Origin of the sequence: Aminobacterium sp. UBA4987, from assembly GCF_002396985.1 — a bacterium.
Taxonomy (GTDB): Bacteria; Synergistota; Synergistia; order Synergistales; family Aminobacteriaceae; genus Aminobacterium; species Aminobacterium colombiense.
This window is the reverse complement of sequence record NZ_DGZF01000011.1, coordinates 115,154-135,462: the sequence shown is the minus strand read 5'-3', so window position 1 is coordinate 135,462 and position 20,309 is coordinate 115,154. Positions and strand designations below refer to the sequence as shown.

At 44.7% G+C, this 20,309-nt stretch carries 22 protein-coding genes and 1 riboswitch; of the genes, 10 read left to right on the top strand and 12 right to left on the bottom strand.

Annotation, left to right across the window (positions count from 1 at the left end; translation table 11 throughout):
- Nucleotides 1-19 precede the first annotated feature (19 nt).
- The 5 genes from B2U56_RS08540 to B2U56_RS08520 form a co-directional block, all read right to left on the bottom strand.
- Complete coding sequence (locus B2U56_RS08540; protein ID WP_286953343.1) at nucleotides 20-1,603, bottom strand: DEAD/DEAH box helicase; 1,584 nt, start codon at nucleotides 1,601-1,603, stop codon at nucleotides 20-22.
- An 86-nt stretch (nucleotides 1,604-1,689) separates the two neighbouring features.
- Complete coding sequence (locus B2U56_RS08535) at nucleotides 1,690-2,541, bottom strand: proline/glycine betaine ABC transporter permease (RefSeq protein ID WP_333593323.1); 852 nt, start codon at nucleotides 2,539-2,541, stop codon at nucleotides 1,690-1,692.
- Nucleotides 2,522-3,442, bottom strand: a complete 921-nt coding sequence (locus B2U56_RS08530; RefSeq protein ID WP_286953339.1) for a betaine/proline/choline family ABC transporter ATP-binding protein — start codon at nucleotides 3,440-3,442, stop codon at nucleotides 2,522-2,524. Before B2U56_RS08530 ends, B2U56_RS08535 begins: the two co-directional genes overlap by 20 nt.
- Entirely contained in the window at nucleotides 3,439-4,461 is a 1,023-nt protein-coding gene (locus B2U56_RS08525) for an ABC transporter substrate-binding protein (RefSeq protein ID WP_286953337.1), read from the bottom strand. Before B2U56_RS08525 ends, B2U56_RS08530 begins: the two co-directional genes overlap by 4 nt.
- Before the next feature lie 101 nt (nucleotides 4,462-4,562).
- On the bottom strand, nucleotides 4,563-4,868 hold the full coding sequence (locus B2U56_RS08520) for a DUF6262 family protein (RefSeq protein ID WP_286953335.1): 306 nt from the start codon (nucleotides 4,866-4,868) through the stop codon (nucleotides 4,563-4,565).
- A gap of 217 nt (nucleotides 4,869-5,085) precedes the next feature.
- Here B2U56_RS08520 and B2U56_RS08515 point away from each other — a divergent pair, with 217 nt between their 5' ends.
- From B2U56_RS08515 to B2U56_RS08505, 3 genes are all read left to right on the top strand, one after another.
- On the top strand, nucleotides 5,086-5,346 hold the full coding sequence (locus B2U56_RS08515; RefSeq protein ID WP_286953334.1) for a hypothetical protein: 261 nt from the start codon (nucleotides 5,086-5,088) through the stop codon (nucleotides 5,344-5,346).
- Between the two features lie 33 nt (nucleotides 5,347-5,379).
- Nucleotides 5,380-6,150 carry an inositol monophosphatase family protein gene (locus B2U56_RS08510; protein ID WP_286953332.1) on the top strand — a complete coding sequence of 257 codons (771 nt, stop codon included), beginning with the start codon at nucleotides 5,380-5,382 and terminating at the stop codon, nucleotides 6,148-6,150.
- A 141-nt stretch (nucleotides 6,151-6,291) separates the two neighbouring features.
- Nucleotides 6,292-7,905, top strand: coding sequence for a Na/Pi cotransporter family protein (locus B2U56_RS08505; protein ID WP_286953330.1), 1,614 nt, complete (start codon nucleotides 6,292-6,294; stop codon nucleotides 7,903-7,905).
- 138 nt (nucleotides 7,906-8,043) lie between these two features.
- On the opposite strand, the gene B2U56_RS08500 is transcribed toward B2U56_RS08505, so the two are convergent.
- A complete protein-coding gene (locus B2U56_RS08500; protein ID WP_286953329.1) occupies nucleotides 8,044-9,015 on the bottom strand; it encodes a biotin--[acetyl-CoA-carboxylase] ligase in 972 nt (323 codons plus the stop codon).
- Nucleotides 9,016-9,035: 20 nt separating this feature from the next.
- On the bottom strand, nucleotides 9,036-9,416 hold the full coding sequence (gene crcB, locus B2U56_RS08495) for a fluoride efflux transporter CrcB (RefSeq protein ID WP_286953326.1): 381 nt from the start codon (nucleotides 9,414-9,416) through the stop codon (nucleotides 9,036-9,038).
- 31 nt (nucleotides 9,417-9,447) lie between these two features.
- A riboswitch (Fluoride riboswitch) is annotated at nucleotides 9,448-9,512 on the bottom strand.
- A 99-nt stretch (nucleotides 9,513-9,611) separates the two neighbouring features.
- Here crcB and B2U56_RS08490 point away from each other — a divergent pair.
- Together B2U56_RS08490 and B2U56_RS08485 are read left to right on the top strand one after the other, a co-directional pair.
- Nucleotides 9,612-10,529: a ketopantoate reductase family protein gene (locus B2U56_RS08490; RefSeq protein ID WP_286953325.1), complete on the top strand. Its 918-nt coding sequence runs from the start codon at nucleotides 9,612-9,614 to the stop codon at nucleotides 10,527-10,529.
- 12 nt (nucleotides 10,530-10,541) lie between these two features.
- A complete protein-coding gene (locus B2U56_RS08485; RefSeq protein ID WP_286953323.1) occupies nucleotides 10,542-11,567 on the top strand; it encodes a molybdopterin-binding protein in 1,026 nt (341 codons plus the stop codon).
- Here the strand turns inward: B2U56_RS08485 and B2U56_RS08480 are convergent.
- From B2U56_RS08480 to B2U56_RS08465, 4 genes are all read right to left on the bottom strand, one after another.
- Nucleotides 11,564-12,235, bottom strand: a complete 672-nt coding sequence (locus B2U56_RS08480; RefSeq protein ID WP_213700830.1) for an amino acid ABC transporter permease — start codon at nucleotides 12,233-12,235, stop codon at nucleotides 11,564-11,566. The two genes, B2U56_RS08485 and B2U56_RS08480, sit on opposite strands and share 4 nt — an antisense overlap.
- Nucleotides 12,228-13,007, bottom strand: coding sequence for an amino acid ABC transporter ATP-binding protein (locus B2U56_RS08475; protein WP_273015452.1), 780 nt, complete (start codon nucleotides 13,005-13,007; stop codon nucleotides 12,228-12,230). Before B2U56_RS08475 ends, B2U56_RS08480 begins: the two co-directional genes overlap by 8 nt.
- Nucleotides 13,008-13,009: 2 nt before the next feature.
- Nucleotides 13,010-13,684, bottom strand: a complete 675-nt coding sequence (locus tag B2U56_RS08470) for an amino acid ABC transporter permease (RefSeq protein WP_286953319.1) — start codon at nucleotides 13,682-13,684, stop codon at nucleotides 13,010-13,012.
- Nucleotides 13,685-13,799: 115 nt separating this feature from the next.
- Nucleotides 13,800-14,555 (bottom strand): transporter substrate-binding domain-containing protein, encoded by a 756-nt coding sequence (locus B2U56_RS08465; RefSeq protein WP_286953317.1) that lies wholly within the window; start codon nucleotides 14,553-14,555, stop codon nucleotides 13,800-13,802.
- Nucleotides 14,556-14,820: 265 nt separating this feature from the next.
- On the opposite strand from B2U56_RS08465, the gene msrA reads away from it, so the two are divergent.
- On the top strand, nucleotides 14,821-15,564 hold the full coding sequence (gene msrA, locus B2U56_RS08460) for a peptide-methionine (S)-S-oxide reductase MsrA (RefSeq protein WP_286953454.1): 744 nt from the start codon (nucleotides 14,821-14,823) through the stop codon (nucleotides 15,562-15,564).
- Here the strand turns inward: msrA and B2U56_RS08455 are convergent.
- On the bottom strand, nucleotides 15,561-15,983 hold the full coding sequence (locus B2U56_RS08455) for a PaaI family thioesterase (RefSeq protein WP_286953316.1): 423 nt from the start codon (nucleotides 15,981-15,983) through the stop codon (nucleotides 15,561-15,563). The two genes, msrA and B2U56_RS08455, sit on opposite strands and share 4 nt — an antisense overlap.
- Before the next feature lie 126 nt (nucleotides 15,984-16,109).
- Here B2U56_RS08455 and B2U56_RS08450 point away from each other — a divergent pair, with 126 nt between their 5' ends.
- From B2U56_RS08450 to B2U56_RS08435, 4 genes are all read left to right on the top strand, one after another.
- Nucleotides 16,110-17,234 (top strand): MGDG synthase family glycosyltransferase, encoded by a 1,125-nt coding sequence (locus tag B2U56_RS08450; RefSeq protein WP_286953315.1) that lies wholly within the window; start codon nucleotides 16,110-16,112, stop codon nucleotides 17,232-17,234.
- 116 nt (nucleotides 17,235-17,350) lie between these two features.
- The gene (locus tag B2U56_RS08445; RefSeq protein WP_286953314.1) at nucleotides 17,351-18,475 is read left to right on the top strand and encodes an iron ABC transporter substrate-binding protein; all 1,125 of its coding nucleotides are present in this window, start codon (nucleotides 17,351-17,353) and stop codon (nucleotides 18,473-18,475) included.
- Between the two features lie 10 nt (nucleotides 18,476-18,485).
- The gene (locus B2U56_RS08440) at nucleotides 18,486-19,556 is read left to right on the top strand and encodes a FecCD family ABC transporter permease (protein ID WP_286953313.1); all 1,071 of its coding nucleotides are present in this window, start codon (nucleotides 18,486-18,488) and stop codon (nucleotides 19,554-19,556) included.
- Nucleotides 19,553-20,308, top strand: a complete 756-nt coding sequence (locus tag B2U56_RS08435) for an ABC transporter ATP-binding protein (RefSeq protein WP_286953312.1) — start codon at nucleotides 19,553-19,555, stop codon at nucleotides 20,306-20,308. The genes B2U56_RS08440 and B2U56_RS08435 overlap by 4 nt, the downstream gene beginning before the upstream one ends.
- Nucleotide 20,309: the final 1 nt, after the last annotated feature.

Here is a 20,309-nt window from a genome sequence, read left to right as displayed (position 1 = left end):
CGTGGGTGAAAATTGGTCTTTAGCTTTTTAAAGACCCTTCGATCTCGTTTATTTTTTCTTCAAATCCATAGATGGTGGGGTCAATATCATCTACTGTCTGATTGAGCATTTGCATACTTTTAAAAGAATACCCCTCAGGCAAATGATTAGCATACCGTTTGATTTTAAGAAGAGATTGCAGATAGTTTCGTTCATATGGGGCGATCAGCTGAGCGGCAAAGAGGGCTTCCGGCCGTTCCTCAGCAAAAAAGAGACGAGCCATTTCAAGATTTTCATCCGCGCTCATTTCTTCATACCAGATATTGGCCAGCAAGGCCCGGAATCGTTTTCGCTGTTGAGGTCTCACCATACGGCGCATGGCCCTGTCGATACGATTGAGACCTTGCCTTAACTCGGTTCTTAGAATGAAGGGGTCAATTTCTGGCAGAGAAAACCTGCTGATATAGTCAGCTTCCTCATTAATGTGAACTTCCCTTCGCAAGAGAGCTCCCCATGCTGGTCTTAGGGAGACAGTTGCAGCTTCAGGAGGGATGGAAAGCAGTTTCTTGAATTCATCTCCAGTGTCGTAACCTCTATGTTCACAAGGAGACTTGGATAGCCACGTAACGTAGCCTGTATCAAAAAGGCCCTTTCTTCCAGCCCTTCCTGCCATTTGAAGAAATTCATTCTTGCTAATAGGGGCATTATCGTGGAATTGCACCAGTTGGGCAAAAATAACAGATTCTGCTGGCAGGTTGACGCCTAAGGCCAGGGCATTTGTTCCAACAACTACATCAAGGATTCGTTCCCGGAAAGCTGATTCAACTAAGAGCTTTTCTTTTGGCAGCATGCTTCCATGATAGATGCCTACGCCACAGAGAAGGGGCATTTGCACTTTAGGAACGTCAAGGATCGTTGCAAGTTCATAAAGGCGGCTGCGCTGTTCTCTGGGCAGCCGGCGTCGGGTTCTGGCTATGGTATAGGCCAAATCCATAGTCCCTCGCTGAGAGAAGACAAATACAAGGGCATCGTGAACAGAAAAAAGTTGAGCGGGTTTTTTGGGAACATACACCAGCTCAGTGACCCGTTCCTGGCTTTCATAGACTGTAAAAGACCGCTCAGTGATGGTTTCGAGATAACGCCCAATGACTCCAGGCTGACTAAAGGTAGCGGACATGACAAGAATTGATGTTGTTGGGGCTGTTTCTCTTATGCCGTCAATATAGGTTCGCGCACGGTCAGGGTCTTCAAAAATATAATGAAATTCATCTATAATCAGTTTTTGATGGGGTTCCTTTGTATATTTGAGCGTGTAGATCTCCTGGGTACAGCAAATAATGGGTGCCTCTTCGTTTCTTTTAAAATCCCCCGTTTCTATTCCTACGTCAAAACCCATGCGCCTCAGGTCCATGTAGCGCTCGTTGCTCAGAGCCTTTATGGGAGCTGTAAATATAATGCGAGAAATGCCCTCCGGCATCTGGGTTTTGCCTTCCGTTGTGAGCAAGCCCGCCCAAAGATAGGCAACAAGAGTTTTTCCTGCTCCCGTAGGCGCAGAGAGAACGGAATTCTTTTCATAAATTTTGTTATACGCTTTCAGTTGCCAATTATAAAACGAGCGCTCCATCCTTTACCTCTTTTTAAAAAATATATGTTCCGTACTTATTATATATGAGCCGCCTTCCTTTAAGAAAGGCGGCTCATAAAGGGTCTTTATCTTTGGGCTTTATCCCATCGACGGGCAAATCCCTGGGTAATTCTGTCAATAGCTATGGCCATAATAACAATACTGATGCCAGCTTCAAATCCTCGGCCAACGTCGATGCGGTTGATGGAAAGCAGAACTTCCTGACCAAGGCCCCTTGCTCCGATCATTGAAGCAACAACCACCATAGAAAGGGCCATCATAGTTGTCTGGTTTACACCGGCCATAATGGTAGGCATGGCTAAAGGCACCCGGACTTCTTTTAAAAGTTGCCACTTTGTCGCTCCATAAGCTATAGCAGCTTCTTGGGCAGGTTGAGGCACCTGCTTCAGCCCCAGATTCGTCAAGCGAATCACTGGAGGCAGAGAGTAAATAAGCGTGGCAAGAACAGCCGGAACCTTACCAAGACCAAAGAACATCATGGCCGGAATAAGATACACAAAGCTTGGCATTGTCTGCATAGCGTCCAGGATTGGCTTTACAATTGGTTCCACTCCCTTTGCTTCTGCCATGAGAATCCCCACTGGAATACCAATAAGAAGAGAGAGGAATACAGAGGCTATGACGATTGCAAGAGTTCCCATAGCCAACTTCCAGAGACCAAAGCTTCCAATGAGAATTAGACTCAGAGGCAATATAACCGTTGTACTAAGGCATCGTGTTGCCTTCCACGCGAGAAAAGCAACAAAGATAATGTAAAACCACCACGGAATAATACGCAACAGGTTTTCTGTTTTTAATAGCATAGCAAGGATTCCGTTAGAAATGCTGTCGAAAGTGGGAGCCATCGCCTGAAGCAGCCAGTTCACCCCATTATTTACGTGACTTGCTATATGAAATTCAAGATTCTCTGGAAATATGATCCATCACTCCTTCGCCAGGTATTTCATCCATGCTTTCCCCGTTAACAAATGCGCCTTCATCAGCCATCTGGATCTGACGCCGTTTATCCTGAACAAAACGGGCCACATACTCGTCAGCAGGGTTGGCAAGGATTTGAGCGGGAGCTCCCATTTGGACTATGGTTCCATTTTTCATAACGGCCATCCGGTCTCCCATGCGCATGGCTTCATCAAGGTCGTGGGTAACAAAGAAAATTGTCTTCTTCAATTCTTTTTGCAGGCGGATCAATTCGTCCTGCATTTCACGACGGATCAGAGGGTCAAGGCCACTGAACGGCTCATCCATGAGAAGGATAGGCGTATCCATCACAAGAGCCCTGGCTATGCCTACCCGTTGTCTCATCCCACCGCTGAGGGAGCCGGGATAATAGTTCTCCCATCCTTTAAGGCCAACTCTCTCGAGAGCGACGTTTGATCGTTCCCGCCGTTCTTTTTCTGATACCCCTTGAAGTTTAAGTCCGAACTCTACGTTATCTATAATGGTTTTATGGGGCAAAAGACCATAATGCTGAAAAACCATGGCTATCTGTTTGCGTCGAAATTCTGTCAGATCTTTTTTGGGGAGAGAGCTTACTTCCTGTCCATTGACCCATATTTCTCCTGATGTAGGTTCAATAAGGCGAATAACGCATCGAATCAGCGTAGACTTTCCGCTTCCTGAAAGTCCCATAATAACGAAAACCTCGCCTTGTCGGGCTGCAAGAGAAACGCCCCTTACAGCTACTACTGCATCTTCGGATTTGTCGAGCTCTGTAATGAGATTCTCATTTTCAACGTCTATGTCAATATCTTTTTTTGTATAGACCTTCCACAGGTCTTTTATTTCTAATGCTTTTGAGGCTTTCGTTGTATGGATCAATCTTTTATCGCCTCCTTCTCTAGGGCCTTCTCAATCTTTGCGATAACGGTTTCATCCTCTATCCAACCCTTCCATTCCTCAGAATAGTTTTTAAGAAACCATACTGCTGCCTGTTCTGCATCTACCTCTCTTGTTTTCATGTAGGCAAGAGCCTTGTTGTTTTGCTCAAGAGTAGTGTTATATCGTTTGAAAACCTCTGTTATCTCAGGGTTTTCCTTAGCAAAGTTCGTGTTGGCGATGATGAGAACTTTCACAGAAGGGAAATCACAGCCACGGGTTGTTTCCCAAATATCTTTTTTGTAAGGCGGTTCCTCAAGTTTAACCATATTGTACATACCCATAACTTCTGTCGGTTCCCAATAATAGGCTAGAACAGGTTTGCCTCTTTCGTAGGCGGAAGCTATGGCGGTAGCTAAGGACGTTTGGGAACCCGGATCGAAAGCTGTGTAATTTTTATCCAGCCCATACGCCATTACTTTTTCTGTATTAATAGAGCTGACTTTCCATCCGGCGGGACCGTTATAAAGACGACCTTTTTTAGGTTCCTCCGGGTCTTTGAAAAGCTCCCAATACTTAGGAAGATCGTAAACGCTTTTAAGATCAGGGGCAGTAGCCTCAATGCCTCTTTCAGCATCTCCTTCTACCATATAGCGGGGAACATACCATCCTTGAGGGGCATCAGGATAATTCATGCCGAGGCTCGTAACGTTTCCCTTTTTTTGGGCTTCTTCCCACCATTCATGTACATTATCGGCCCATAACTCCATAGAAATATCGGCATCGCCCCGTTCTATTCCCATAAGGCCGGGAAGAGATTCAGCAAACATATAATCTACTTTTTTCCCGTACCCGTGGACAATAATGTAGCCTGCAATTCGATTATGTACCTGTACACTATCCCAGCTGAAATCAATAAAGGTTATAGGCCGGGCAGCTTCTGCCGCTATCGCGCCTAAAAACATAGTAGACAGCGCATAAAGGGTAATTATGATTTGTTTTTTCAAAAGATGAGTTTTCATTTAAACTCCTGCCTCCTTTAGAAATGTAAAAAATTAAACATCAGAACAAATTCTGACAGTGGTGCCTTAGACGCACAAAAAGCAAAAGGAAAGGGAGTTTCTCAAGGCTCCCATTGGTGAGAAACGTCTTCTAACTTTTGAACTCTTTCTTTAAGGAGTCTAATTTCTTCCTGAAGTTGCGGTAAGGATATTGACGAGACTCGAGATTTTTCTCGAGCAGCAGTGATTTCTTCCCGAACGATGGGGTTTCGATAAAGGGTAGAGCGGGTTATGCCCAATTTTCGCGCAACTGCTTTAAAATCAATATGCTGTTGTGACATTAACAGCTCTTCAAGAGCTGTGTGAACAGCTTCTATAAGCTCTTTTCTCTCTTTTTTTGTAGTTTGTTTATCGCTCAGACCTAGCACCTTCCTCCTTTATAGTGTATTCGACGCGTCAAAAGTGCTACAAAAGTAGCGGGGAAATAATAACACGGTATGGAAATGACGTCAAGGTAAATTGCTTGAATTTACAAAAATGAAGTTCATTTTTAACGATTTTTGTCCCTTTTTTTCACTGAGGGTTCATTATATGATCAAAAAAATATCACAAATATCTAATAAAGGGTTAGGGAGGAAGATAACAATGGAATGTAAATGGAAGATTACAGTTACAGAAGAGTCTCCTCACCCACACGAAGAATGGGTGTTGATCTATTCTATTATCCCTTCTGAAGAAGAAAAAAAGGGAGGGGACAAACCCCATATTATTTGGCAGCGGATAGGTGATGCACTGACAGATCTTGCTGTAGAATATAATTTGCCCTTTGAAGTGGTAACCGAGTATCTGAAAAAAACGGAAAAGCATGTTAATAGATATGTTTCTCTCTTCATAACGAAAAATTAAATATAAAGGAGTCTGGCGCCGTTGAAGGGTTCTATGGAAAAAATATTAACAGATCTTTTATGGGATGCAGGGGAAATTATTATGGAACAGCGTGATACTCAAATTGCCTCTCGCAGGTCAATGTCGGATTATACGACGGTTACTGATATGAGAGTAGAAGCCTTCATTACTCAACATCTTCAGAGATACTTTCCTGAGAGTGTCATTGTTGGAGAGGAGCTTTCGTCATCACGCAATTCCCTCCAGTTGAAAAGGAGTGCTTTTATTCTTGATCCTATTGATGGAACAGTTAACTTTTTCCATGGATACCCTGCTTTTGCCATTTCTCTTGCCTATGTGGAGAACTACTCCATACGGCAGGCATATATTTATGATCCAGCAAATGGCGAATTCTTTTTTGCCGCTAAAAATGAAGGGGCCTTTTTGAATGACTCTCCCATTGTGGTTTCACAAACAAGAACCCTTTCAGAAAGCCTTATAGGTTTTGGAACAGCTTACAACAAAGAGCTCGGTAAAAAAGAAATAGAGATCGTTGCAAAAATATATGAACGTTGTCATGATGTCAGACGGAGGGGGGCAGCTTCCCTGGATGTCGCTTATGTTGCCTGCGGTCGTCTTGACGGATATCTTGAAATGGAATTGAAGCCCTGGGACTTTTATGCGGGCCTTCTTATTTTGGAAGAGGCAGGAGGAAAGGCCTGTAACTGGAATGGTTTAGCTATCGATGATCTTGTTAATCAGAACCTTCTTTGTACTAATAATCTAATACATCAGGAGTTGTTCAATCTTGTAAGAGAATTTTAAATGAAAGTATTTTTTGACATGTCCTTTTTGGGCAAAAAAACTAGCATTCCTTAAGTAGAGTATGTTACAGTTAGTGGGAACATTTCACTAAAGGATTTCTTTTCAAGTTTATAGAATTTTTCTTCCGGGGGGATTTGTGCGGTGCCATTTTCAAATGCACTTCAGGTTTTGGGGGGCGTAGGGCTCTTTTTGTTTGGTATCAAACTAATGAGCGATGCCCTGCAGGACTTAGCAGGCGACAGAATGCGACAATTGGTGGGATCCCTTACGAGCACGCCTGTTCGTGGGGTCCTCATAGGTACGTTAGTGACGGTTCTTATCCAAAGCAGTAGCGGAACGACTGTTATGACCGTTAGTTTTGTGCATGCTGGCCTTATGACCTTAAAACAGGCGGTGGGAGTGATCATGGGGGCCAATATTGGCACCACTGTGATTGCCCAGGTCATAGCTTTCAAGATAAAGAGTTTTGCCCTCCCTGTCATCGGGATAGGAATGCTTTTTGCTGTTTTTGGGAAATCCAAGCGGCAAAAATATATAGGCAATGGATTGGTTGGATTCGGACTTCTTTTTCTTGGTATGCAAACAATGGAAGGGGCTATGGATTTCCTTCAGGGACGGAAAGACCTGTTTATGATGTTCAGCCGCAGCCCTCTTCTTGGTGTTCTTGCAGGAACCCTTGTGACGATGGTTGTTCAGGCGAGTTCAGCGACAATAGGTCTTACTATTGCCATGGCCAGCCAGGGACTTTTATCCCTGGATGCCGCTGTCCCCATACTCCTTGGTGATAACATTGGGACAACGATTACGGCAGTCATTGCTTCTTTAGGATCAAACAGGTCCGCTAAACAAGCAGCGGCGGCACACGTTATGTTTAATGTTATCGGTGTGGCCATATTTATGGCCATACTACCGATTTTTAAGACGGTCATCTCTATGACGTCATCGGATATTGCAAGACAGCTTGCCAATGCCCATACCCTTTTCAACGTAACTAATACCTGTCTCTTCCTTCCCTTTACTTCAGCCTTCGTTAAACTGATCCAATTTGTTGTCCCAGGAAAAAGCAGCGCTATCAATGTTGGACCCCAATTTCTTGACCCTAAGCTTGTTACAGCCTCCCCTGCAGCGGCAATAGACGCAATAAAAAAAGAAATTTCCCACATGGGTGCCATTGCTCTCTCCATGTTGCAGGATGTGAAAAATGCTTTTGTCAATGATGACCCGAAAATGATCGATCAGGTGAATGAATCAGAAAAGATCTTGAATGAGCTGACCCATGCCATCGCGAAGTATTCGGCTGAAATATGGCAGGAAAGCATTTCTAGTGAATTGTCAGTGGTTCTTTCCGCTTACGTTAATGGCATTAGCGATATAGAACGTATTGGAGACCACTGCCAAAACCTTATAGAGCTCTATGACTATAAGATTGAACATAGATTGACCTTTTCCCCTGTCGCTATGCAGGAATTCCAAGACATGTTCAATACTGTATTCAGGTCTGTTACATTAAGCCTGGAGTCGGTAGCAGAAGAGGATGTAAATAAAGCTCATGAGGTCATAGATGTTTTGGAAGTAGAAGTTGACCGTAAGGAAAAGACCCTTCGAAAGAGCCATATTCGCCGATTGAACAGGGGGGAATGCAACCCCTCTGCGGGAGTTATTTTTATTGATATTCTCAGCAACCTCGAGCGAATCGGTGACCACGCCCATAACTTATCCTTCATTGCCCTGGATATAGCAAAAACCCATCGCTAGAACTCTTTTTTGGGGCTTCCTAGGGAGCCCCAAATTTTCTTTCCCTTCCATTCTAACGGGATGCTGTTATTATGGTACGGGGACGGCTGCAGCCCCGGGGATGCAAATTCGGGGGTATTCCCGGGGAGTCTCCTTTTTTTATTCTTGGGTTCCGATATGAACTTCTCCTGAAAGCAGGGTTTCTGTAGAACCATCGCTGTGCTGAACGATAAGTCGCCCGAAGTTATCGATATCAATAGCCTTGGCAGAGAGGCGCCCCTTTGTTGTTTCGTATGTGATATGTTGTCCAATGAGATTTGAGAGTGTTCGACAGATGCGAAGATACTCTGGGTGTTCCTTTCCTTCCAAAAATTCCTTATAAAGGGGCTCAAAAGCGTTAAGAACGGCAGCCATTAGTTTCTTCCTGTTCCATGCTTCCCCTTTCTCAATGCGAACGGATGTTGCTACGGACGCTACATCGTCAGGAAAATGAGGAGTATTTACGTTAATGCCGATGCCAATGACAATATGATTGATGTGATCCAATTCGCAGCTCATTTCTGTTAAGATGCCGCAGACCTTTTTCTCTGAAAGAAGCACGTCGTTTGGCCATTTGATCTGAGGAGATAGACCGAGGTTTTCCAGTGCTTTTGCCACAGCAGCTGCTCCAATCTGGGTAATTGATGCCGCAAGGGCTGGTGAAACTTTCGGTCGGAGAATAAGGGACATCTGAATGGCCCATTCCTGCGAAGAGAACCATGAACGTCCTGAGCGGCCTCGCCCTGCCGTTTGATGTTCAGCTACAATGACCGTTCCTTCAGCGGCCCCTTCCCGTGCATATTTCCTGGCTTCAATATTTGTGGATGGCACCTCTCTGAAATGAATAATAGGGTGGCCTAGAACTTCTGTCGTCAGAAGAGGTTCTACTTCATATTCATTCAGGAGGTCAGGAACATCTATAAGGCGATACCCTTTTCGAGCCGAAGAATCGATAGTGTATCCTTCCTCTCGAAGCTGGTTGATATGTTTCCATACGGCTGTCCGGCTTACTCCCAGCTGTTCACAGAGATCCTGACCTGAAACGCAGGTTCCCTGAGCCTGTTTCAATATATTGATGATGTGTTTTTTCAAAAGGATCTCTCCCCTTAAATTTATAACGATATTGTCCTACCCAGAACAATTCCTGCCCACACAGCAAGAAGTCCAGAAATCTGACTTCCTGCAAGGTACAGGAAAGCCAGGTGGATCTTGAGTTGCTGAAAAAGTGAAAAGGCTTCAAATGTAAAAGTTGAAAAGGTGGTAAAAGCCCCCACAAAACCTGTAAGAATGTAAACAGCGTATTTAGGATTAAGCACCATGCGTTCCCTTGCCAGAATCCAGAAAAGTCCAAAGAGAAAACACCCTAAAATATTGACCGCAAATGTCCCCCACGGCAAAGGGTGAGTTACATGGCTAGAAACCCATAATGATATAAAATGACGGGAAAGAGCTCCCGTTCCTCCTGCCATGGCAAGCAATGCAAGTTCTTTCATCGATAATGTTCCCCCTCAAAAGGCTATATAAAATCACATAGGCGTCATCAGCTGAGAAAACAGCAGTTGAGGCGGAACGCCATCGCCAAAAAAATTATATCATTTAGTTGTAAATACCCAAAAGCGGCAGTGTCCATTAAAATAGAACAGGTCTGATTAGCTTGTTTGGTTTGCCAAAGAAAGGAGTGTTTCTCTATGCGCATTTGTATCGCGGGACTTGGAGGTGTTGGCGGCTACTTTGGAGGCCGCCTTGCAGTTGCCTATGAAACATCAGCTGAACATGAAATCTCTTTCCTTTGCCGGGGAGAACATATGAACCGCATTAGGGAAAAGGGACTTGTAGTTACAACCCCCCAGGAAACATTTGTCGCTCACCCCCGTGTAGTTTCAGATTCGCCAGCAGAAATAGGTTGTGTTGACGTACTCTTTTTCGCAGTCAAGGGATACCACTTGCAGGCCTTTGCCAAGGCTGCCCGTCCTCTATGCCATAATCAGACCCTTCTAATTCCTCTTGGAAATGGCGTAGATAATGCGGATATCCTTTGTAAAGAAAAAATTCCAGGCATTCTTTTCAATGGTTGCGTTTACATTTCTGCCTTTATTGCCTCCCCCGGCGAAATTCACCAGGTTGGAGGAAATTGTAAAATGATTGTAGGTCCCGTGAATGACCACATCGAGAAACATCGTTCCTTTGAAAAAGTGATGAAAGAAGGAGGCATTCTTTTCGAACTCACTCCAAAAATTGACTTGGCGGTCTGGACAAAGTTTATTTTCATGAGCCCCATGGCCGCGGTAACAACCCTCAAGAGAGCGTCTTTTGGGGAGGTTCTTTCTCAAAAGAGAACCCGAGACATGGTATTAAATCTCATGAAAGAGGTTGAATCCCTTGCTCAGGAAAAGGGGATAGCCCTCCCTGGGAATATTGTTGCGGCATCTCTTGAGAAGGCTCAATCTTTCCCGCCAGAAACTCGTTCTTCTATGGAGCTCGATGCCTCAAAGGGGCGTCCTACAGAGCTTGAAACTTTTGTGGGCGCTGTGGTTCGTCTTGCGCAAGATGCAGGGATTTCCGTGCCCCTTTACGAGAAAGTTTACAAGGCGCTGCTGCAAGAATAGAGGAGGAACATAATGAGGATAGAAAGGGTTGCTCTTTCAGAGTCGATTGGCCTTCTTTTATCTCATGATCTAACTCAAGTTGACGTGGAAAAAAGATTTAAGGGAGCCCGATTTTGTCGAGGCCATGAGGTGAAGATCGAGGATATACCCATACTTAAGGCTATGGGGCGAGAAGAACTGGCGGTGCTTTTTCTCGAGGAAGGAGATGTTCATGAGGATGAGGCTTCCCTTCGCCTTGCCCAAAAACTTGCAGGGCCAGAGTTGGCAATAGAAGGTCCCAGTGAAGGAAAATGTTCCCTGGTTGCCCAGCAAAAGGGATTTTTATTGTTCAATGAAGAAATTATCCATAAGATTAATAGGGATTTAGACTGGGTTCTGGCCACACTGCCCTCAGGTATCGCTGTGGAAAGAGGAGAGCGTGTCGCTTCATTCAGAGTTGCCCCCCTCGTCATTAAGGAGGAACAGATAGCCAGAGCGGAAGAGATTGCAGAGCCCTTGTCTCTTTTGCTCTTTCAGCACTATTCTGTGGGTCTTGTCACTACAGGCAAGGAAATTGTCGACGGGCACGTCCAGGATGCTTTTGAGCCCAGGCTTAGACAAAAACTTCAATATTATGGGGCTATCTTTGCCGGTCAGACAATAGTGGGAGACCTTAGGGGGGAAATAATCAGCGGTGTGCAAGGGTTCCTGGAGGAGAGAACGAAAATCATTATTTGTACCGGCGGCATGAGCGTTGATGTAGAAGATAGGACGCCCGGGGCTATTGCCCACGTGGCAGACGAAGTGATCTTTCAGGGAATTCCTGTATTGCCAGGCTCCAATCTTATGTTGGCGAGAAAAGGGGAAACTTACATTATTGGAGCCCCAGCCTGTGTCGTAGCCTGTAACCGAACATCCCTCGACCTATTGCTTAATCACCTTTTCGCAGGGGTTGTTCCCACTCGGGAAACGATACGCCGGTGGGGCGTAGGAGGCCTCTGCCGCAATTGTGCCTCATGCATCTATCCTGCCTGTTCTTTTGCAGTGAAACCCCGCTAGCTTTCCTGGCTCCATCCGGGGATATAAAGTTTTTTTTCAAGAAGAGAAAGAAGCCAACTGGCCAAGGTTACCATTATGAGATATATAATGCCGACAACGGTAAAGACAAGAGTATATCTGAAGGAACGGGACGCCACAATTTTCCCGGCACCGGTCAGTTCTATGTACGTGAGCATGTAGGCGAGAGAGGAATACTTGATAAGATAGATCATCTCGTTAGAACAGCCAGGGATAGCCCGTCGAAAGGCCTGAGGAAGAATAATATTCAGGATGGCTTGCCATTTCGTCATGCCCAGAGCCTGAGCGGCAATGAGCTGTCCACCTTTAACGGACTGTATGGCTCCTCGTATATACTCTGAGTTATAAGCTCCATTGCAGATAATAAAACCCAATACAGAAGCAGCAAAGGGACTTAAAGTGATGCCAAAAGAGGGAAGGCCGAAATAGAGCATAAAAAGAAGAATCAAAAGAGGCGTTCCCTTAAAAAAAATAACATAGAGCCTGCAGAGGAATGAAATAGTGTTGTTTCCGTACACCCGTCCTATGGCTATGACAGTACCTGCAGCTATTCCAAAAGGAATAGACACCACAATGAGTTTTAAAGTCATGATTATGCCTGTCAGCAATGCTGGCAGCACATCCTGCTGAATAAAAAGCAGATCATTCATTGCTCTTCCCCAGTTCTCCGTAAAGATCCATCAATTTGCGAAGGAACTGACGGGTTCGTTCGTATTGAGGGGTATTAAGCAATTTGTCAGGAGACCCGCTTTCAAGAATTCTGCCTTCTTCCATAAACATAATTTCGTTTGCTACAGAACAGGCAAAACCCATTTCGTGGGTTACCACTAGCATTGTCATTCCGCCTTTAGCGAGATTGCGCATAACTTCAAGTACTTCTCCAATAAGCTCTGGGTCAAGGGCAGATGTAGGTTCATCGAAAAGCATAACGTCAGGATCCATGGCTAAAGCTCTGGCTATAGAGACTCTCTGGGCTTGCCCTCCTGAAAGCTGTGTGGGATAGTGATCAGCAAAAGCCGCCATACCTACACGCTCAAGTTCAAGCATTGCTTTTTCCCGGGCATGTTTTTTATCCATGCCTTTTACTTTTAAAAGAGCAATTTCCACGTTACGAAGGGCTGTCAGGTGATCAAAAAGATAGAAATTTTGAAAGACCATCCCCATTTTCTGACGTAAGACGTTGATACTTTTCTTCGAATGAGTAACCTCTTCGCCGTGAAGCCAAATCTGGCCAGAATCAGGAATGGTAAGCTGATTGATGCAGCGAAGCAACGTGCTTTTGCCCGTTCCTGAAGGACCAATAAAAACCTTGGTCTCACCTTTGCGAACGGTGAAGGAAATCCCTCTTAAAACTTCAACGCCGCTGTAGGATTTATGAATATCCTCAACTCGCAAAATAATGTCCTTTGTTTTATCACTCATTGTTACCGTTCTCCATTTCCATAGCCAGGAATTCTCATTTTATTTTCTATCATGTGAAGCAAGCGCATACCGCCATAATTTAAAAGAATAAAGATAATGGCGCAGGTTAAAAATATAGGCATAGGCTTATAGGTTCTTGAGACCACAAGGTTTGCCCTTGTAAGAATTTCAAGAACGCCTATTGCATAGGTTACCGAAGAATCTGTAAGAAGGATAGGATATTCATTTGACCAGCCCGGCAGAGCAATGCGTAATGCCTGAGGCAGAATAATCCATATAATGGCCTGTAATTTACTCATCCCCAAGGATCGGGCCGCTAGCATCTGCCCCTCCCCAAGAGAGAGGATGCTGCCCCTGAAAATCTGAGATTGATAGGCGGCGCTTCGTAATCCGAGAACAACCACAGCAGTAGAAAAAGCCGAAGCATCTATCCTAAGAGAGGGAAAAATTCCAAAAAAGAAGAGGAAAAGCAATACGAGATTGGGAAGCCCCCTAAAAATCCATACGTAGGTTTTTACCAGTTTCTGTACGGGGGCAGAACCATATACCTGACCAATGGCCAAAGGAAGCCCCATACATAGACCAAGGGCCAGGGCCAGGACTACAATTCTTAGCGTGACCAGTGTCCCTTGCAACAAATATGGTAAGGACTGAACAACAACCTCAATGTTTTCCATCTTCCTGAATCTCCCTTGTCAAAATCATAACAAAATCAACGTTGTAACAGAAAAAAAGGGGAATGAGCCTCATTCCCCTCATGTTTCAGGTAATTCTACCTCAAGGTGAACTGGTTTAAAACATCTTATATTTTAATTTTAATTCATTCCACATTGGGGATGTCATGAGGCGGTCAAGGCCTTCATTGATGAGGTCGTGAAGTTCCTTGTCCTCTTTCCTCATAGCTACGGCATATTCCTCGCCTGTAGAGATTGTTCCGATAATTTTCATATCTTTACCTTCAACAGCCTTTGCCACAATTACATCATCCATCATAGCAGCGTCTATCCGGCCATTTTCCAGGTCTTTTGCCGCTAGTGGGAAATTATCATAAAGTTTCAGATTTTGACTGGGAATTATTCCTGTTTTGACCACATAATCTTCAAGCCACATAGCTGCAGTGCAGCCGCGCTGGGTTCCAATGGTGTGCTTTCCATCAAAAAGGTTTCCCATATTTGTGTCGGTATTGTTTCGAACGCAAACAGCTTGATTAATGATCCAGTAGACCTTGCTGAAAGTTACCACTTCACGGCGCTCCGGAGAGGCTGTCATGCCAGAATAAACCATATCGATCTTTTTAGCGAGAAGGGCTGGAATAATTCCGTCCCACGCCATGGGCTGAACCTTGACTTCGAAACCCATTTCTTTGGCGATCCATTGAATGGATTCTACGTCAAAGCCTGCGGGTTTTCCATCTTGGCCAATAAAAGAATAAGGATAGTAGTCACCGTCAATTCCTACTATATACGTTTTCTTGTCAGCGGCAAAAACATTGCTTGCCCCAAGAACAACAAATATACAGCACAACAAAAGTACACCAATTTTTTTCATAACGTTACCCCCTCAGTGAAATAATGATTCTTTCAGATAACAATTCATCACGCTAAAGCGCCAGTCGAGTAAAGATTATAGTGAAATAAAGGGGTGCTGTCAACAGATTTGGCCATTTCTTCTTGGGTGGGGTTAGATATACGAAGTTTTTTAGTGTATCATAATAAAAATAGGGATGTGGGGTAAGATTAAAAAGATAAAGTGATGTTTGTCATTAAAGAGAGGGCAAGAAATGTGGAAACGGAGAGAATGTCTTTTTAACGGCATGACCATTATTGTCATAGGGGTGTTCCTTGCTATTTCTCTGGGTATTATTTTTGCCGAAGAATCTAATATGGAAAAGGAGATGGTATTTATGGAAAATATCTTTCCCGCCATAGATAACGTAGAGCATAAAAGAACTGCGTTAGCAACCTTTGCCCTTGGCTGATTTTGGGGGCCAGACGCCCAGTTCGGGCTTCTTTCAGGTGTTATCAGTACAAAAGTAGGGTATACCGGAGGAGACAGGCCAAATCCCACTTATCATACGTTAGGAAATCATACGGAAAGCATTCAAGTCATATATGATCCGGATGTTATTTCTTACGAGAGTCTTTTAGAGGCCTTTACAGAAGGACATGACCCCACGCTTCCTATCTTTTCGCGGCAATATATGTCTGCCATCTTCTATGAGAACGAAGAGCAGAAGGAAGGGGCTGAGGGCTGGAAAGAACATTTGGAGCAAGAAACAGGCCGTCCAGTGCGAACGCAAATCCTCCCCCTTGAAACATTTTATCTGGCTGAGGCCTATCATCAGAAATACTGGTTACGTATGGACAGCGTTTTTTTCCAGGAATATAAGAAGATCTATCCTTCTCTGGACAAACTTTTGCAGTCTACGGCCGTTGCAAGGGTTAACGGATATCTTGGCGGCTACGGTACCCTAAAAGAACTTGAAGCGGAACTCCTCCTCCTTGGTCTTTCTGAGGAAGGACAAAGGAGACTTAGAAACATTGTTTTGAGCCGTTAACTATTAGGTCCCATAGAGATGAAAAGAGCTGAAGCACTGGCTGCCTCTTGACCGGTACTATTTTTTAAGAGAGCTGATGTGCGAATCCTCTTGCCTAGGACAGAATCAATTTTCCCATAGAATGTGTATTCTTCACCTATCTTGACTGGTTGTCTGTACCGTATTTCAAAAGTAGCTGTTACAGCCCAGATACCAGTTTCTTTCTTTACTGCCCATGCCATGGCATCATCGAAAATGGAAGCGATAATCCCGCCATGCACAATTCCTTCATACCCGCAGTGAGAGGAGTCGGGGGTTAATCGGATAATGGTATTCCTCCGTTCACTGTCCCAGTAGATTGCGAGCTTAAGGGACCGAGGATTCGTGTTAGTGGCGTCACAGACAAAGCATCCTTGCGACCCTTCCAGTTTCTCTATCATTTCTATTCAACTCCTTTGCATAGAGGTAGATTTTTTAGAAAAAGCGGATTTAAAAAACGCTATAATAATACATAAAAGGTATTTGATTGCGCAATGAAGTAATATTAAACAAGGAGGTTAGATACTGTGAGACCGGTCCATCTTGTTTATGTATCGGCAGGCAGTGGGCATCGAATAGCGGCTCGCGCGATTCAGGAAGAACTTGATAGCCGCAGAATACCGAATGTCATAATGGATTTACTCGATTTTTCGAGTGATCTCTTTAAATGGTCATATAGTGACGTATATGCTTTTGTAAGTGAACACGCCCACCTGGCGTGCAAAGTCATGTATGAACTGACTGATCAGGATAGAGAAGAAAGCGCCGCCCTTCGTCTTCTTGAAAAAATAAATATGGAGAACGTAAAGAAGTTCATGCGTTACCTTGCCGAAAATCAGCCTGATGTTTGCGTGGGAACCCATTTTTTCCCCCTTTCCGTCCTTTCCTATATGAAAGAACAGGGTTTTTACAAAGGCAAAATATACGGTGTTGTCACCGATTACGGCCTTCATCGAATGTGGGTAAGTCCCCACGTAGACGCATATTTCGTTGGCGGCGCGTCGGTAAAGAAAGATCTTCTCGAAGCAGGTATTTCCAATGATAAAGTATTAATCTCCGGCATTCCAGTATTAAGGAAGTATGCTGAGAGTTATTCAAGATATACAGAAGAAAAGCCTCTTAAAACTCCCTTCTCTTTATTGTTTGTGGCGAGTAGTGTGCCTAACTCAATAGTGCTTGATATTCTCGAAGGTCTTATCGAAACAGGGATCAACCTCTCCCTCACCATCATTGCAGGTCGAAACGAAGATCTTATAGACCAGCTGGAAGGGGTGGATATTCCTCACCGGATCGATTTTAAAGTGCTTGGTTTTGTGGATAATCTGAACGACTATATGGAGGAGGCAGACCTCATGATTACCAAGCCGGGGGGACTCACTGTAAGCGAAGCGCTATGCGTCGGGGTTCCCATGATTATGATAAACCCCATACCCAAGCAGGAAATAAACAATGCCAGATATCTTGAAGCAAATGGGGCGGGGATCTGGGCAAGATGTGCAACAGATGCGGTTCATCACGTACGAGGGCTCTATACCTCTTTTGAGCGTTTGAAAAAAATAAGAGGGGCGGCGCGGAAGTTGGCCCACCCCCACTCAGCGCAAGTTATTGCTGATAAAGTGCTGCTTTCACTGAATAAGCATTCCATGTTATAAAAATGGGAAAAATAGAGTACGCCACATAAATACCTTTTGCGCTTTTCTTTTAAATGTGCTACGATTCAACAAGTTCGTGTTATTAAAATGTTTCTATTCTAAAGGGGTGTCAGTAAATGAAATGGCGTACCGGGATATGGAGTTTTCTTCTTTTATGTTCAATTCTTTTTCCCACCCAAGGTCTTGCTTCCGAAAAAATCGGCGCTTCAATGGCTATCACAGATGGTATAGGACAGCAAGTAGAGGTTTCAGCACCAATTGAGCATGTCATCTGTTCTGGTTCAGGGTGTCTTAGGCTTCTTACCTATTTGCAAGGTCAGCACCTTGTAGTGGCAGTGGAAGACAATGAGAAAAGAAAAGATTTCGGTCCCCGTCCTTATGCTTTGGCCAACCCGCATTTTAAAGGTATGCCTCTTATGGGAGAATTTCGAGGCAATGCGAACCCCGAATTGATCCTCGGTCTCAATCCTTTGCCTCAGGTTATATTTAAAACCTACCCGAATGATGGAATTCCAGCCCATGTATTGAATGAAAAAACAGGTATCCCTGTCATAGGGCTTAATTATGGCAACCTGGCCCACCTCCGGGAAGATCTTTATGCCTCTTTGCGCATAATGGGAAAGGTCATTGATCGAGAAGAGCGAGCAGAGGCTATTGTTGATTTCTTTGAGAAGAGCATTGCGGATCTTAAAAGCAGAGTACAGGATGTTCCAGAAGCCGAGCAAAGAACATGTTACGTCGGAGGGGTCGCGTCGAGAGGAGCTCATGGTTTTCGATCCACGGAGCTGGCTTATCCGCCCTTTATATTTACCAAGGCCCGACATGTGGCAACAGCTGATCATGATGCTGGGACAAAAAATACTCACGCGGATGTAGCCCGGGAAAAGCTTTTGGAATGGGATCCTGAGGTTATTTTTATAGATCTTGCCACTCTTAACGCTGGCGGGCAGGCAAGCGCTCTGTCAGAACTGAAAAATGACCCCGTTTACCAGGAACTCCAGGCCGTAAAGAGTGGGGAAGTCTACGGAGTTCTTCCTTACAACTGGTATACACAGAATTTTGGCTCCATTCTTGCCGATGCTTATTTTGTTGGCAAGGTTCTGTATCCTGAACGCTTTCAGGATATTGATCCCTCACAAAAGGCCGATGAAATTTACACATTCCTTGTTGGAAAAGGAGTTTTCAATGAAATGAACGCTCTTTTTGAGAATATGGCCTTCCAAAAAATTTCTCTAAAATAGGGATATTGCTATGCATTTGGAAGAAGGAACCCTTTCTCCGGTTTACAAAGAATATCAAGCCCAAAAAGCGCTGTGGCTTTGTGCAGGAGCTGTCCTCCTCGCTATAACAGCCATGTTGTCTATTTCCCTTGGCGCGGTCCGTATCCCTCCCATGGAAGTCCTTGCCACTGTGTTAGGAAAGGGCGAGACTTCTAAGTGGCAGCTTATTATTTGGAACGTTCGCCTTCCCCAGACACTTACAGCTTTAGTGGCCGGGGCAGGCCTTTCTGTTGCTGGTGTTGTTATGCAGTCCATACTGCGAAATCCTTTGGGATCGCCTTTTACCTTGGGAATCTCAAATGCGGCCGCATTCGGCGCCGCTCTTTCTGTGATGGTTTTTGGCGCAGGGCAAATGCAGAGCAGCCAGGTGGGTGCAGTGACTCTCTTTAATCCCCTCGCTGCCACAGGCGCTGCCTTTTTAACAAGTCTAATTGCTACCGGGATCATTGTGCTTCTTTCTAGAATGAGAGGAGCAACACCTGAATCCATGGTCTTAACAGGTGTGGCGCTGGCCTCTCTTTTTACGGCGGCGACAATGCTCCTGCAGTATTTTGCTGATGATGCCCAACTGGCGGCCATGGTCTTCTGGACCTTCGGCGATGTGGCCAGGGCAGGGTGGAGAGAGTTACAGATAATGAGTGTTTTTATCGGGGTCGTGTTGATTTACTTCTTTGCTCACAGGTGGGATTACAATGCTATTGATGCAGGTGAAGAAGCGGCCCTTGGTCTCGGTGTTCAGGTGCAGCGTATTCGTCTTGTGGGAATGCTCTGTGCGTCACTCATTTCATCGGTGGTTGTTGCTTTTGTAGGGGTTATTGGCTTTGTGGGCCTTGTGTGTCCTCACATGGTCCGTTTAATTATTGGTGATGACCACCGTTTTCTTATTCCGGGAACGGCTATTTTCGGTGCGTTGCTGCTCCTCGGTGCAGACACAGCGGCAAGGCTTGCTCTGGCTCCGAGAGTACTGCCCGTTTCAGTGCTCACCTCTTTTCTAGGAGCGCCTCTTTTTATCTGGCTTGTTTTGCGGAGGGGACGTTTATGATTCTTTCAGTAGATGATCTTCATTTTAGCTATGGGGAAACACCTATTCTGAAAAATATTTCCCTCTCAGTGAAGAATCAGGAGATGGTTATGATTCTTGGCCCTAACGGTTCGGGCAAGACAACCCTCCTACGATGTCTGAATGGAATTAACCGCCCTCAAAAGGGCACAATTACTCTAGAAGACAAGAACATGCGCCGCATGTCAGGACGTGAAATAGCCAGACGCATAGGGTATGTTCCTCAAAGCAGTGAGAAAGTGCGGCTCACCGCTTTTGATGCCATTCTTCTCGGCCGCCGCCCCTACGTAGGTTGGCGCCTTGCAGAGAGCGATATTAAGAAGGTTGACGCAATCATCCATACCCTTGGCCTTGATGAGTTAGCCCTTCGGTATCTCGATGAGATGAGCGGTGGTGAACTTCAGAAGGTGACCATAGCCCGAGCTTTAGTTCAGGAGCCTCGCATTTTATTGCTTGACGAACCTATCAGCAGTCTCGACGTAAAGAATCAGATTGAAATTATGGAAACAATGAAACATATTATTAAAGGCCATGGGCTTTCAGCTGTTATGTCCCTTCATGACCTTACCATGGCATTGAGATATGGAGATCGTTTCGTTTTTATGAAAAAAGGAGAGATTCGTTATGTTCTAGCCAAAGACGAAATCTCTCCCCAGGTTATTGCCGATATTTATGATATTTCAGTGGATATTGAGTTTGTTCACGGTTCTCCTGTCATTATTCCTGCATGGTGAT